This is a genomic window from Pseudomonas oryzihabitans, from assembly GCF_024652905.1.
Taxonomy (GTDB): Bacteria; Pseudomonadota; Gammaproteobacteria; order Pseudomonadales; family Pseudomonadaceae; genus Chryseomonas; species Chryseomonas benzopyrenica.
The window spans coordinates 2590431-2604277 of sequence record NZ_CP102428.1; the positions used below are offsets into that span (position 1 = coordinate 2590431).

The 13847-nt window shown below is 67.6% G+C and carries 14 protein-coding genes; 8 read left to right on the plus strand and 6 right to left on the minus strand.

From position 1 onward, the window contains the following. Nucleotides 1-8 precede the first annotated feature (8 nt). Nucleotides 9-2576: an ATP-binding protein gene (locus NRG74_RS12005; protein WP_257704035.1), complete on the plus strand. Its 2568-nt coding sequence runs from the start codon at nt 9-11 to the stop codon at nt 2574-2576. A 30-nt stretch (nt 2577-2606) separates the two neighbouring features. On the opposite strand, the gene bfr is transcribed toward NRG74_RS12005, so the two are convergent. From bfr to NRG74_RS12035, 6 genes are all read right to left on the minus strand, one after another. Then, nucleotides 2607-3104 carry a bacterioferritin gene (bfr, locus tag NRG74_RS12010; protein WP_007159675.1) on the minus strand — a complete coding sequence of 166 codons (498 nt, stop codon included), beginning with the start codon at nt 3102-3104 and terminating at the stop codon, nt 2607-2609. 120 nt (nt 3105-3224) lie between these two features. After that, nucleotides 3225-4115: a PA4780 family RIO1-like protein kinase gene (locus NRG74_RS12015; protein WP_017642530.1), complete on the minus strand. Its 891-nt coding sequence runs from the start codon at nt 4113-4115 to the stop codon at nt 3225-3227. 149 nt (nt 4116-4264) lie between these two features. Then, on the minus strand, nt 4265-5197 hold the full coding sequence (locus NRG74_RS12020; RefSeq protein WP_257704039.1) for a biotin-dependent carboxyltransferase family protein: 933 nt from the start codon (nt 5195-5197) through the stop codon (nt 4265-4267). Beyond that, on the minus strand, nt 5194-5871 hold the full coding sequence (pxpB, locus tag NRG74_RS12025) for a 5-oxoprolinase subunit PxpB (protein ID WP_257704041.1): 678 nt from the start codon (nt 5869-5871) through the stop codon (nt 5194-5196). Before pxpB ends, NRG74_RS12020 begins: the two co-directional genes overlap by 4 nt. Next, nucleotides 5868-6614 carry a 5-oxoprolinase subunit PxpA gene (locus NRG74_RS12030; RefSeq protein ID WP_257704043.1) on the minus strand — a complete coding sequence of 249 codons (747 nt, stop codon included), beginning with the start codon at nt 6612-6614 and terminating at the stop codon, nt 5868-5870. The genes pxpB and NRG74_RS12030 overlap by 4 nt, the downstream gene beginning before the upstream one ends. Before the next feature lie 105 nt (nt 6615-6719). Next, complete coding sequence (locus NRG74_RS12035) at nt 6720-7640, minus strand: LysR family transcriptional regulator (RefSeq protein WP_017642534.1); 921 nt, start codon at nt 7638-7640, stop codon at nt 6720-6722. A gap of 272 nt (nt 7641-7912) precedes the next feature. Between NRG74_RS12035 and NRG74_RS12040 the strand changes: the two genes are divergently transcribed. The 7 genes from NRG74_RS12040 (at nt 7913) to NRG74_RS12070 (ending at nt 13841) form a co-directional block, all read left to right on the plus strand. Further along, nucleotides 7913-8620 carry a DUF969 domain-containing protein gene (locus NRG74_RS12040; RefSeq protein WP_017642535.1) on the plus strand — a complete coding sequence of 236 codons (708 nt, stop codon included), beginning with the start codon at nt 7913-7915 and terminating at the stop codon, nt 8618-8620. Continuing rightward, nucleotides 8617-9567 (plus strand): DUF979 domain-containing protein, encoded by a 951-nt coding sequence (locus tag NRG74_RS12045; RefSeq protein ID WP_257704046.1) that lies wholly within the window; start codon nt 8617-8619, stop codon nt 9565-9567. Before NRG74_RS12040 ends, NRG74_RS12045 begins: the two co-directional genes overlap by 4 nt. A gap of 8 nt (nt 9568-9575) precedes the next feature. Further along, entirely contained in the window at nt 9576-10214 is a 639-nt protein-coding gene (gene pcp / locus NRG74_RS12050) for a pyroglutamyl-peptidase I (protein ID WP_257704047.1), read from the plus strand. Between the two features lie 79 nt (nt 10215-10293). Further along, on the plus strand, nt 10294-11646 hold the full coding sequence (locus tag NRG74_RS12055; RefSeq protein ID WP_064307955.1) for an MATE family efflux transporter: 1353 nt from the start codon (nt 10294-10296) through the stop codon (nt 11644-11646). 64 nt (nt 11647-11710) lie between these two features. After that, nucleotides 11711-11848 carry a hypothetical protein gene (locus NRG74_RS12060; RefSeq protein ID WP_007159685.1) on the plus strand — a complete coding sequence of 46 codons (138 nt, stop codon included), beginning with the start codon at nt 11711-11713 and terminating at the stop codon, nt 11846-11848. 120 nt (nt 11849-11968) lie between these two features. Then, a complete protein-coding gene (locus NRG74_RS12065; protein ID WP_184291688.1) occupies nt 11969-12514 on the plus strand; it encodes a hypothetical protein in 546 nt (181 codons plus the stop codon). A 286-nt stretch (nt 12515-12800) separates the two neighbouring features. Further along, the gene (locus NRG74_RS12070) at nt 12801-13841 is read left to right on the plus strand and encodes an acyltransferase family protein (protein ID WP_257704051.1); all 1041 of its coding nucleotides are present in this window, start codon (nt 12801-12803) and stop codon (nt 13839-13841) included. Nucleotides 13842-13847: the final 6 nt, after the last annotated feature.

The following is a 13847-nucleotide window of genomic DNA, read 5'->3' on the forward strand; positions in this document are numbered from 1 at the left end:
GGTGATCGATGGCAGCGCAGATTGCCGACTGGAACGAATTGGACTTTCTCGCCGGCGGCGGCGAAATGGGTGCCCGGTTGCGTACCCACGACTGGTCGGAATCCCCTCTGGGCACGCCGTCGCAGTGGCCGCAATCACTGCGCTCCGCACTCAGCATCTGCCTGAATTCCAGCTTTCCCACCGCCATCTACTGGGGGCCGGACCTGCTGCTGCTCTACAACGACGCCTGGGCGCCGATCCCCGCCGAGCGGCATCCCTGGGCCCTGGGCCGTCCGGCGCAGGAGGTCTGGCAGGACATCTGGCCGGTGGTGGGGCCGCAATTCGAGCAGGTCCTGAGCACCGGCCAGGGCTTTTCCGTCTTCGACCAGTTGCTGCCGATGGTGCGTCAGGGCGTGGTCACCGAGACCTACTGGAACTACAGCTTCACGCCGATCCGCGGTGAAGGCGGCGAGGTCGCCGGATTGTTCAACCAGGGGCACGAGACCACCCAACGCATCCTCGACGAACGCCGGCGCGCCGCCGATGCCGCGCGCCAGCGGCGGATGTTCGAACAGGCGCCGGGCTTCGTCGCCATCGTCCGCGGCCCGGACCACGTCTTCGACTTCGTCAACGTCGCCTTCAGCCGACTGTTCGATGGTCGGCCCCGCGAAGGTCTCACGGTACGCGAAGTCTTTCCCGAGCTGCAGAATCAGGGTTACTTCGAGTGGCTCGAACAGGTCTATCGCAGCGGTCGCCGCTTCGTCGCCGAACACCAGCCGATGCGACTGGAAACGGCGGGTGAACCGATCCGGACCCTGTACCTGGATTTCATCTATGAACCCCTGACCGACGAAACCGGCCAGGTAATCGGCATCTTCTGCCAGGGGCAGGACGTCACCGAAGCCCATCTGGCACGGGCCGCCCTGGAGGCCAGCGAGCGCCGCTTTCGCACCGCCCTGGAAATCGAGACGGTGGGGGCGCTGTGCTTCGACGCCGAGGGCCGGTTGATCGATGCCAACGACGCCTTCCTGCGCATGAGCGGGCATGACCACGAGGATCTGGTGGCCGGTCGCATCGCCTGGCCCGCGCCGACGTTGCGATGCGCCGACGACCAGCTGCCGCCCGACGAGCGCAGCTATCGGCGACGCGACGGCTCGACTGGCTGGGCCCTGGTGGCGGCCAAGCGCCTGCCCGACGGCAGTGCCTTCGAATTCCTCGTCGACATCAGCGACCGCAAGCAGGCCGAGGCCGAGTTGCGCGAGGAAACCCGTACCCTGGAAGCCCTCAAGCGCATCGACACGGAGGTGGCCAGCCAGCTGGATCTGGCGCACCTGGTGCAGACCGTGACCGATGCCGGCGTGGAGCTGACCGGAGCGGACTTCGGCGCCTATTTCAATCCACAGCCCGAAGCGCGTGGCGGGCGCCTACAGCGCTTCACCCTGTCCGGCGTCGAGCGGGGTGTTTTCGAGCAGTTCGGCGAGTCCGGCGCCACCGCGCTGTTCGCCACCACCCTGGACAGCGCGGGCGTGGTCCGGAGCGACGACCTGGCGAGCGATCCCCGGCTTGGCCAGGCCCTGGCGACTCCCGGCAGAACGGCGGGCCGCTTGCCCCTGCGCAGCTATCTGGCCGTCTCGGTGGTAGCCCGCAGCGGGGCGGTGCTGGGCGGACTGGGCTTCGGCCATCCCGAGCCGAGGCGCTTCAACGCCCGCCACGAACGGCTGATGGTCGCCCTGGCCGCCCGTGCGGCCATTGCCATCGAACAGGCCCAGTTGTTCCAGGCGGTGCGGACCGCCAACGAGACCCTCGAACAGCGGGTGATCGAGCGCACCGCCGAGTTGACCCAGGCCCAGCAGGCCCTACACCAGGCGCAGAAGATGGAAGCCATAGGCCAATTGACTGGCGGCATCGCCCATGACTTCAACAACCTGCTGGCCGGCATCATCGGCAGCCTGGAGCTGATCGAGCGCCGCCTGCAGCAGAATCGTACCGACCAGCTCGACCGGCTGCTCGGTGGCGCCCAGGCCTATGCCGCGCGCGCGGCCTCCCTGACCCAGCGGTTGCTGGCCTTTTCCCGGCGGCAGACGCTGGAACCCAAGCCCACCGACGTCAACGAGCTGATGCTGGCCATGGAGGAGCTGATCCGTCGCAGCGTCGGTCCGGCGATCGAGGTCCAGGCCGAGCCGGCGGAGCCGCTCTGGCCGACGGTGATCGATGCGGTCCAGCTGGAAAGCGCCCTGCTCAATCTGGCAATCAACGCCCGCGATGCCATGCCCCAGGGAGGCCAGTTGCGGTTGTCCACGGCCAATCTGCCCGAGGATGCGCCGGAGCGACCGCACGACCTGCCCGCCGGCGACTATGTGAGGGTCAAGGTGAGCGATACCGGGACCGGCATCGCGTCGGAGATAGTGGAGCGGATCTTCGATCCCTTCTTCACCACCAAGCCGCCAGGCCAGGGCACCGGCCTGGGACTGTCGATGGTGCACGGCTTCGTGCACCAGTCGGGCGGTCAGATCCAGGTGGACACCACACCTGGCGCGGGCACCTGCATCTCGCTCTATCTGCCACGGGCGCCGGAGGGCGACGCCCGCACGTCCTGAGCGACGCTTGGCAGCGCCGCTCCGCCGAGTTTAGAGGCCGGCGCCGTGGGGCGTGGTGCCGCCCTTCATCTGGGATTGCAGGTAGTTCTGCAAGCCGATCTTGTCGATCAGGCCCAGCTGCTGCTCCAGCCAGTAGGCGTGGTCTTCCTCGGTGTCTTCCAGCTGCACGACCAGAATCTCGCGGGTGACGAAATCCTTGTGCTGGTTGCACAGAGCCACGCCCTGGGCCAGGGCTTCGCGCACCTCGTACTCCAGCGCGAGGTCCGCACGCAGCATCTCCGGCACGGTCTGGCCCACGGTGATGGCGTTGGGCCGCATGTCCGGCGTGCCTTCGAGGAACAGGATGCGGCGCAGCAGGGCATCGGCGTGCTGGGTTTCCTCTTCCATCTCGTGGCCAATCCGCTCGTACAGGCGCATCAGGCCCCAGTCCTCGTACATCCGCGAATGGATGAAGTACTGGTCGCGCGCCGCCAGCTCGCCACGCAGCAGCTGGTTGAGGTAGTTGATGACGTCCGGATGGCCTTGCATGAAAAGAGTCCTGTGCTGTTCAGTGCCCAGTTTAGCGCGCCGGCGCCAGGGAAGCGCCGTTCATCGCCCGACCACTGGGGCCGTTCGTCTCATCGCAGCGCTAATCGTTCTGCTTCACGCTCAGCTTAACCACGGTGGTGGCGGCTCCTCGCGCACGCTGGGTTCATCCTGTTCACGGCGCGCCGCCTGGCGGCGTTCCTCGTCACGCCGCGCCGCCTCGATCTCGCGCATCACCGCATGGACGTCGGCCTGGTCTTCACGCTCGGCGAACTCGCCGGTCAGCCGGGTATTGGCGAACAACTCGCCCTTCTCGAACAGGGCCCACATCTCCGGCGCATAGCGGGTGGTGCGCAATTCCGGGGCGAAGCGACCGAAGTACAGCGCCATGTTCTCCACGTCCCGCGCCAGCAGGCGGAAGGCGTGGTTGTTGCCAGCCGCGTCCACCGCCTGGGGCAGATCGATGATCACCGGGCCGTCCTCGGCCAGCAGCACGTTGAATTCGGAAAGGTCGCCGTGGACCAGGCCGGCGCAGAGCATGCGCACGATCTGGCCGATCATCAGCTCGTGATAGCGCAGCGCTTCCTCGGCGGTGAGGGTCACGTCGTTGAGCCGCGGCGCGGCCTCGCCATTGCCGTCGGTGACCAGGTCCATCAGCAGCACGCCATCGAGGAAGTCATGGGGCTTGGGTACCCGCACCCCGGCGTCGGCCAGGCGATAGAGCGCCGTCACCTCGGCGTTCTGCCAGTTGTCCTCGCGCTCGCGACGACCGAACTTGGAGCCCTTGGCCATGGCGCGATTTTCCCGGCTGCCACGCACCTTGCGCCCCTCCTGGTATTCGGCAGCCTGGCGGAAGCTGCGCTTGTCGGCCTCCTTGTAGACCTTGGCGCAGCGTACCTGGCTGCCGCAGCGCACTACGTAGACCGCCGCCTCCTTGCCACTCATCAGGGGCCGTATCACCTCATCGACCAAGCCGTCCTCGATCAGCGGCTCGATGCGTTTGGGAGTTTTCATCGCCGGTTCCAGCTCCTTCTTGTCGGTCGTCACAGGGGACGTGTGAGGCAAGTTTCAAGCCAGACGCCGAGAAAGGGAAGTCGGCATCGCCCCTGAGCGTGCGACTCATCGAAGCGGACAAGATTCCTCGGCCGTGACCGGCTGCGCCTTCAACTGGAGAAAAACGCGAGAAAACGGCGCCATTCGTCCTGGGCGACGGCCAGTTCCACCGGGGCGAAACGCACCTCGTGGTGGGCTGGGCACTGGGCCAGGCGCGCCAGGTCCAGGGGATGGATGAAGCCCAGCAGCGGATAGCCGCCCATGGTCTGGCGATCGGCCATGAGCACGATGGGCTGGCCATCGGGCGGCACCTGGATGGCACCGGTCACCACCCCCAGCGACCACTGGCGGCGTGGTGGCACCAGGGGCACGTCCCCGGCCAGGCGGATGCCCATGCGGTCGGATTGCGGGCTGATGCGCCAGGGCTGGTCGCAGAGCGCCTGCTGCGCCGTCGGACCGAAGGCCTCGGCGTCGCCGCCAAAGATCACCCTCAGGGTTGGCACCTCGCGATAGTCCGGGACGAAACGCGCCGCCGGTCCGCACCTGTGGGCATGCAACACGGTCACCGTCGCGCAGCCCAGCCGCTGTCCGGCCGTCAGGGCAGCGCCCTGGCCCTCCAGCCCGCCCAGACCTTCGCGCCGGTTGCTGGCCACGCTGCCCAGGGTCCCCGGCGCCTGGAAGCCACCGCCGGCCGCAGCCAGGTAGGCACGCTGCCCGGCCTGGGCGAATCCCAGGCGTAGGCGCATGCCGGCTTTTACCGGAAAGCACGACCAGGGCGGCAGGGACTCGCCATCCAGCCGGGCGTCCAGCGGCGCGCCGGTCAGGGCCAGCCAGGTGTCGGTCTTGATCTCGAATTCGGCGCCGCCCAGGGCGATCTCCAGCAGCGGCGCCGTCATCGGGTTAGCCACCAGGCGATTGGCCCAGCGTGCGGCATGGCCGTCCATGGGGCCCGAGGGCGCCACGCCCAGGTGCTGCCAGCCCTGGCGGCCGAGATCCTGCAGCAGGGTCAGGGGACCGGGCTTGCTGACCAGCAGACCGCTCATGGCTGACCTCCCTGGGCACGAAAGGCGGCTTCGTCGACCGGCACGAAGCGCACTCGATCGCCAGGCGCCAGCAGGCACGGCGGCTCGGCCCGGGCATCGAAGACCGTCCACAGGCAGCGGCCGATGAGATTCCAGCCCCCTGGCGAGGCCTGGGGATAGACCGCGGTCTGGCGTTCGGCGATGGCCAGACTGCCGGCGGGGACGCTAGTGCGCGGCGTGCTGCGCCGCGGCAGCGCCAGGCACTCGTCCAGCTCGCCGAGAAAGGCGAAACCGGGCATGAAGCCGATGGCGCCTACCTGATAGTCACGACCACAGTGCCGGGCGATGACCTCGGCCTCGCTCAGGCCACAGCGCTCGGCCACCTCGGCCAGATCGGGTCCGGCATAGAGCGTCGGCACCTCGTGCAGACGCCCGCCCTCGCCCGCCTGCGCGGCACCTGGCCAATCGGCCAGCAGGGGTTCGAGGCCGGCCTGCAGCTCGGCCAGGGTCAGTTGCCGAGGATCGTAGTGCACTAGCAGGCTGGTCCAGCCCGCCACCAGATCGGTCACCGCCGCGCCGAAGCGCTGGCGAATCCGCTCGCCCAGGCGGGCGATGCGCGAAGGCAGTTCGGCATCGGGGTGCTCGGCCAGTTCGAGCAGCAGCGCCGCGACGCCAAAGGGCTTGCAGGCGATCATAGGGCGTCCAGCGCCGCGCGCAGCCGGCGCAGCACTGCCAGGGATTCGGCATTGTCGCCATGCACGCAGAGGCTGTCGGCCTGCAGGCGCATGGGCTGGCCATCGAAGCCGGGAAAGTCTTCGCCCCGGGCGATGGCGACGGCCTGGGCCAGGATGCGCTCGGGGTCATGGTGAACGGCGCCAACCTGGCCACGCGGGGCCAGGGAGCCGTCGGCCAGATAGGCGCGATCGGCGAAGGCTTCCAGCAGCAACGGCACCCCGGCGGCTTCGGCCAGCCGGCGCTCGCGGTCATTGTCGGCCTTGGCCAGCACCATCAGCGGCAGTCCCTGGCGATAGCGGGCGCAGGCGGAGAGCGCGGCGGTCAGCAGGGCATCGTCCTTGACCAGGGCGTTGTAGAGGGCGCCATGGGGCTTCACGTATTCGACGCGCACGCCTGCGGCGCGGCAGAAGGCGTCCAGGGCGCCGATCTGGTAAAGGATCATGGCCTCCACTTCGGCCGGGGTGCAGGCCATGGGCCGCCGACCGAAACCCACCAGGTCGGGATAGGCCGGATGGGCGCCGATCTGCACGTCATTGGCCACCGCCAGGGTCACGGCGCGCTGCATGGTCAGGGGATCGGCGGCGTGGAAGCCGCAGGCCAGATTGGCCTGGTCGACCAGGGGAATGGCATGGGTATCGTCGCCCATGGACCAGGCACCGTAGCTTTCACCGGAATCGCAATTGAGCAGCAGGCGAGCGGGCATGACAGGATCCTCTGAGGAAGTAGCTCGAGTGTCGGAAAGCCGGGGCGCCGCTGTCCAACAAAAGATTCCGGGCGCTGGCGATAAGATACCGTTGAAACACCCGGGCTAGACCAGCACCGGCAGGGCACGCTCCGGGCCCAGGCGCGTACACCAGTCGGCCACCACCGTCTGGCTCAGGGCCACCACCGCCTCGCTCAGCGCCAGGCCGGCACCGCCGTGCCAGCTGGCCTGGACATCGAAGGGCGGCGGTCCGGCCAGCGGCAAGGGCATCAGGCTGCCGCGGGCCAATTCTTCGATCACCAGGGCCGGCGGCAAGGCACCGATGCCGAAGCCCTCGCCCATCAGCTTGATGATGGCCGCCACCGAGTTGATGCAGCAGACCCGCGGTTCGGCGATGCCCTCGCGCTGCAAGAGGCCGAGGATGTCCTGGTGCGGCCGCGAATGGCGGGAAAAGGTGATCAGCCGCTCGCCGGCCAACTCGGCCAGGTTGGCGTAAGGCCGCGCCAGGTGGCTGTCGCTCGCCACTAGCCAGCGCACCGGATAGCTGGCCAGGTGCAGGTTGCGAATGCCTTCGGCGCGCAGCAGATCGGTCTGGAAGATCAGGTCGAGCTGTCCCCGCGCCAGTTGCTCGGCCAGATTCAGCGCGGTGTCGGCGGTCAGCTCCAGCTCGATGGCCGGATAGCTCTGGGTGACCGCGGCGATCAACTGATCCAGCCAACTGTGGATCACGGTATCCATCACGCCGATGCGCAGGCGGCCCTCCAGGGTCTGACCATGACCCAGGGCCTCGTGCAGTTCACGCTGGGTGGCCAGCATCCGCTCGGCGTAGCCCAGCACCCGATGCCCCTCAGCGGTCAGACTCACGCCGCGGGAGTCGCGCAGGAACAGTTGCACACCCAGCTCGCTTTCCAGCACGGCGATGCGGCTGGAGATGGCGGCCTGGGTGGTGGAGAGCTTTTCCGCCGTCAGGCGGAAACTGCCCAGGCGGGCGACCCAGACGAAGGTATCGAGAAAGCGCAGATTCATGGGGACCTCGACAAGTCTATCCCGTCACTTTACCCCCACCAGCAGGCTTGTCTGCCCCGCTTTTCCCTATCGGCGGCGAACAGTTTTATTTGCTGGACGCCAGCTCCACCGACGGCAAAAGATGCCAGCCGGCGCCATACCAAATGACGTCCGACAACAATAACGAGCCGTGCCACGGGCACGGCCTGGATCAGCCGAAGCCGCCTGCGGCTTCCTACCGTCCGCCGCACCGTCTGCCCGGAGCGCGGTGGACCCGCTGGAGACATCCACCCATGCAAACCACCGTCAACCTCTGGCCGCTGCTGGGCGTGCTGGTCATCGTGGTCGGCTTCGTGCTGAGATTCAATCCGCTGCTGGTGGTCGCCCTGGCCGCCGTGGCCACTGGGATCGCCGCCCAGTTCAGCCCCGAGGCGCTACTCGCCGCCATCGGCACCGGCTTCATCAAGGCGCGCGCCCTGCCGCTGATCATCCTGCTGCCGCTGGCGGTGATCGGCCTGCTCGAACGCCACGGCCTGCGCCTGCATGCGCAGAACTGGATCGCCCGCTTTCGCAACGCCACCGTCGGCCGCCTGCTGATCTTCTACTTGTTCGTCCGCGAGACCACCGCGGCCTTGGGGCTGACCAGCCTCGGCGGCCATCCGCAGATGGTCCGGCCGCTGCTGGCGCCCATGGCCGAAGGCACCGCGGAGAAACTCCATGGCCGCCTGCCCGAGGCCCTGCGCCAGCGGTTGCTGGCCTTCTGCGCCGCCACCGATAACGTCGGGCTGTTCTTTGGCGAGGACATCTTCGTCGCCTTTGGCGCCATCGCCCTGATGCACACCTTCCTGCTGGGCGCCGGCCTCGATGTCGAACCCCTGCACATCGCTCTCTGGGGCATTCCCACGGCCCTCTGCGCCTTTTTCATCCATGCCCTGCGCCTGCACCGCTTCGACCGCCAGCTCTATCGCGAGCTGACCGCGCGCAAGGAGGTGCAACCATGATCCTGTCGATCCAGTATCTGTTCTGGCTGGCTGGCGCCATCCTGGCGCTGACCGCGGTCATGACCCTGGCCGATCGTCACCACCCCAAGCGCTGGACCAGCGGCCTATTCTGGGGCCTGTTCAGCCTGGTCTTCCTGACCGGCGATCGCCTGCCGCCGGCCTGGGTCGGCGCCGGAGTGCTGCTGATGGCCGTGCTGGCCGGTTGCGGCGCAGTGGGCAGTGGTCACCACGTGACTCGCCCTGAACGCGAGACCCGCGCCAGCGCCGGCCGCCTGGGCAATCGCCTGTTCATTCCGGCACTGGCGATTCCCGTGGTGACGGTGATCGGCAGCGTGCTGCTCAAGGATGTGCAGATCGCCGGCCTGCCGCTGCTCGATCCCAAGAACGTCACCTTCGTCTCCCTGGGCCTGGGCGCCCTGGTGGCCCTGGCGCTGGCCTGCTGGCTGACCCGGGACACCCCGATCCAGGCCATGCGCGAATCACGCCGCCTGACCGATGCCCTGGGCTGGTCGCTGGTGTTGCCCCAGGCCCTGGCCATGCTCGGCCTGGTCTTCACCGATGCCGGCGTCGGCAAGGCGGTGGCGCACCTGGCCACCGCCTACGTGGCCCTCGACCTGCGCCTGGTGGCGGTGGTGGTCTATGTGGTGGGCATGGCCGCCTTCACCGTCATCATGGGCAACGGCTTCGCCGCCTTCCCGGTAATGACCGGCGGCATCGGCGTGCCGGTGCTGGTGGGTGTCTATCATGCCGATCCGGCGGTGATGGCTGCCATCGGCATGTTCTCCGGCTACTGTGGCACCCTGATGACGCCCATGGCGGCCAACTTCAACATCGTCCCGGCGGCCCTGCTGGAACTGGACGACAAGAACGCCGTGATCAAGGCCCAGGTCCCCACCGCCCTGGCGGTGCTGGCTTGCAACGTGGTGCTGCTCTATCTGCTGATGTGAGGTATCCCATGACCCTGCTGCTCACCGGCTTCGCGCCCTTTGGTGGCGAAGAGCTCAACCCTTCCTGGGAGGCCGTGCGCCGACTCGACGGCGAACGCCTCGGCGATCTACCCGTGGTCACGGCGCAGTTGCCGACCGAATTCGGCGCCGCCCTTCGGGTGCTGGACGAGTTGCTCGACCGCCATCGCCCCACCCTGGTGGTAGCGGTCGGCCAGGCCGGCGGGCGGACCGAGCTGTCGCTGGAACGCATCGCCATCAACGTCGACGATGCCCGCATCCCCGACAATGGCGGACGTCAGCCCATCGACGAGCCGGTGGTGCCCGGCGGCCCCGCGGCCTACTTCAGCACCCTGCCGATCAAGGCCATGGTCCATGCCCTGCGCGCCGCCGGCTTTCCAGCGGCGGTGTCCCAGACCGCCGGTACCTTCGTCTGCAACCACGTCTTCTACGGCCTGCAGCATCGCCTGCAGGGCACCGGGGTACGCGGCGGCTTCATCCATATTCCTTATCTGCCGGCCCAGGCCGCCAACCAGCCCGGGGCGCCGTCCATGGCCCTGGAGACCCTGGTCGCCGGCCTGCGCCTGGCGCTGACCTGCGCGGCGACCACCCAGGCGGACCTGCGCGAAGGCGGCGGCCAACTGGACTGACACCCGCAGGCGCGGCGGCGGAGGACCATCCGGGCTGGCTGGCCTACAATGCCCCCTCCGCCGCCGCTGCGATTAGCCCATGTCCACCCTGCTTGCCGACTGGCGTCATCCCCTGCTGCACCGCCGCGTCTGGGCGCTGGCCGCGCCCATGATCCTGTCCAATCTCAGCGTGCCGCTGGTGACCCTGGTCGATAGCGCCATCGCCGGTCACCTGCCGCAAGCCCGCCAGCTCGCCGCGGTGGCCATGGGCGGCGCCTTCTACACCGCCCTGCTTGGCATCCTCGCCTTCCTGCGCATGGGCACCACCGGCTTCGCCGCCCAGGCAAGTGGGCGCCGTGATGGTGCCGCCCTGCGCCAGATCCTCTTGCAAGCCGGTCTGCTGGGCCTCGGGTTGTCGCTGGTCCTGCTGCTGATGGCCAGCCTGGCGCTGGAGCCGCTGCTCGCCTGGCTCGGCCTGGATCCCGCCTTCGCCGAGCTGGCCGCGCGCTTCCTGCACCTGCGCCTGCTCGGCCTGCCTGCGGCGCTGCTCAGCTACGCGCTGATCGGCTGGCTGCTCGGCACCCAGGATGCACGCACGCCGCTGGTGCTGCTGCTCACCACCAATGCCCTGAACCTGCTGCTGGTGACCGCTTTCGTGCTCGGCCTGGGCGCCGGGGTGCAGGGCATCGCCCTGGCCTCGGTCCTGGCGGAATGGAGCGGCATGCTGCTCGGCCTCGGGCTGGTGTTGCGCCGTCTGCGGTTGTGGCCGGGACGGATCGATCGCCAGGCGCTGCGCCAGCTCGCCAGCTGGCGCCCGCTGCTGGCGGTCAATCGCGACATCTTCATCCGCTCCCTGGCGCTGCAGGCGGTGTTCCTGCTGTTCGCCGCCCAGGGCGCCCAGCTGGGCGAGACCACGGTGGCGGTCAACGCCCTGCTGCTCAATGGCCTGCTGGTCACCGCCTTCGCCCTCGACGGCCTCGCCCATGCGGTGGAGGCCCTGGCCGGTCATGCCCTCGGCGCTCGCGAGGGCGCCACCCTGCGCCGGGTGCTGGTAATCGCCGGCGGCTGGTCGTTGCTGGCCAGCCTGGTGTTCGCCGTCGCCTTCGCCCTGGGCGGCGATCTGTTCGTCGCCCTGCAGAGCGACATCGCCGCGGTGCGCCAGGAGGCCCATGCCTACCTGCCCTATCTTGCGCTGCTGCCCTTGATCGCCATGGTCAGCTACCTGCTGGACGGCCTCTTCATCGGCGCCACCCGCGCCCGCGAGATGCGCAACTCGATGCTCCTCGCCCTGCTGCTGGCACTGCCCCTCGGCGGGTTGCTGCGCGGCCTCGGCAATCACGGCCTGTGGCTGGCCTTTCTGACCTTCATGGCGTTGCGCGGCCTGATCTCCGCCCTGCTCGCCTGGCGCCTGGCCCGGCGCGAAGGCTGGCTCGACGACCACGCCAGCGCCTGATCCTGCGGAACCGCCGGGTCGGCGCTCCCCTCAAAGTCGAACATCCCCTGCCGAGAGCGCTGCCATGAGCGAAGACACCCGCGATCAGGAACCCCTGGACACCCCCGCCGACGGCGACGACGTCCCCGAGCACCAGAAGCCGGAAAACCTGGAGAAGCTCAAGGATTACGGCAAGGATCAGATTCCGCCCGGCATCGCCTGACGCCAACCCTGAACCCCTCGACAAAAGCCGTCGACAGCGGTGGCAAAGCCCCGGCGGAGCTTCTAGCATCCGTCGGGTTGAGTGGGCCCCAGGGCCTTCGTGAAGGGAATCCAGATCACCATGACCGTCAGGTCCTACCTGTCGCCTTTCCTTGCGCCCTTATTGGCGCTGCTGGTGCTGTTCCCGGCGCCGGCCCAAGCCGTGGATGGCTATGCGGGCATCGCCTTCGGCACTGACCAGAAAACCTTTCTGGCGAAAAAGCTCTGCACCTTCCAGCCGCGCAAGATCGACGTGGTCGGCGTCGAGTATTTCGAATGCAACGACCTCGCCTTCGCCGGTGAAAAAGTCGAGGCCGGTGCCTTCTTCATCGATGGTCGCTTCCTGCGGCTGTCCATCGTCACGCCCCTGGCCCAGTCCTTTCTGATCGCCGAAGGCCTCACCCAGAAGTATGGCAAGCCCTCCTCCCAGTCATCGGCCGCCGCCTTCGAACGCCTGAACCAGGATGACGACGCCCAGGCCTATCTGGCCTTCGATCACGACACCGTGGTCTACAAGTTCAGCGCCCAGGCGGCACGTCGGAAACAGGTCCTGCTGATCTACACCTCGCCACGTTACGAACCCCTGCTCAAGGAGCGGCAGTTGCAGTTCGTCAAAGACTCGCTTTAAACATCCGGTTACAGCTCGTCGGACAGTTGTCCCTCAGGCGGCCAAAGTGTCGCCCCGTTCACGCCTGGCCGGAAACAAGCCATGAACAATGGCAGATAGCCATGGTCAGAACGCGGGCAAGGAGCCCCTTCCTGTAACCGGCTACTTACGGACGTCGTTCCTTCGGGAGTCCTACCATGACCGAACCTGTCGCGATGCGCGCTCTGGCGCCGCAGCGTTCCTGCTTTCGTTTGCCCCCAGCGCTTGGCTTCAGCGGCACAGGTTCTCCTTTGAAAAGGATCATTCAATGAACACTCGCAATCTCTGGGTCGACTATGCGAAAGCCATTGGCATCGTGCTGGTCGTCTATGGCCATGTCGTCCGCGGCCTGCTCAACGCCGGCATCCTGCAGGACGCCGAATTCCACGGCCTGGTGGACAGCGTCATCTACAGCTTCCACATGCCGCTGTTCTTCTTTCTTTCCGGCCTGTTCTTCTACAGCTCCTTCGTCAAGCGCGGCACCGGCGGCCTGTTGGTGAACAAGATCGACACCATCGTCTATCCCTTCCTGGTCTGGTCACTGTTGCAGGGCTCGGTGGAGGCGCTGATGTCGCGCTACACCAATGGCGGCGTCAGCTTCAGCGAAGTCCTGACGGTCTGGGAGCCACGCCAGCAGTTCTGGTTCCTCTATGCCCTGTTCCTGGTGTTCTGCCTGGCCATGCTCGCCTATCGCTGGGCCAAGCCGCTGGCCTTCTTTGCCGTGTTCGCCTTTGGCGCCCTGGTCTATCTGTTCCAGAACGCCGGCCCGGAAGACTTCTTCTTCACCTTCACCGCGCAGAACTTCGTGTTCTTCGCCTTCGGCGTCTGGTTCAACAACTTCAAGCAGGCCATCGAGGAACAGGCCGGCCGGGTGATGCTGGGCTCGGGTCTGCTGTTCGTGGTGCTGGAATACTGGTTCCACGGCCTGCTGGGCCTGGTCTATACCGATCGTGGCCTGGCCACCCTGGTCCTGGCGCTGAACGGCATCGTCTTCGTCAGCGCCACCTGCATGGTGCTGGCGCAACGGCCGCTGCAGTGGGTGCTGACCCTGGGGGCGCTGTCCATGCCCATTTATGTGATGCACGTGCTGAGTGGCAGCGGTGCGCGCATCGTCCTGAGCAAGGGCCTGCACATCAACGACGGCCTGCTGCACATCGTCGCCGGTTGCGCCTTCGGCATCCTGGTGCCCGTGGCCATCGCCAAGCTGATGGAAGCCCGTGGCATCAACGGTCTGTTCGAGGCGCCGGCGTGGATCTCCGCCCGGCGGTGGCTTCGGCCCAAAGCTGAAACCCCCCGCCCCGCCGTCTGAGTGACG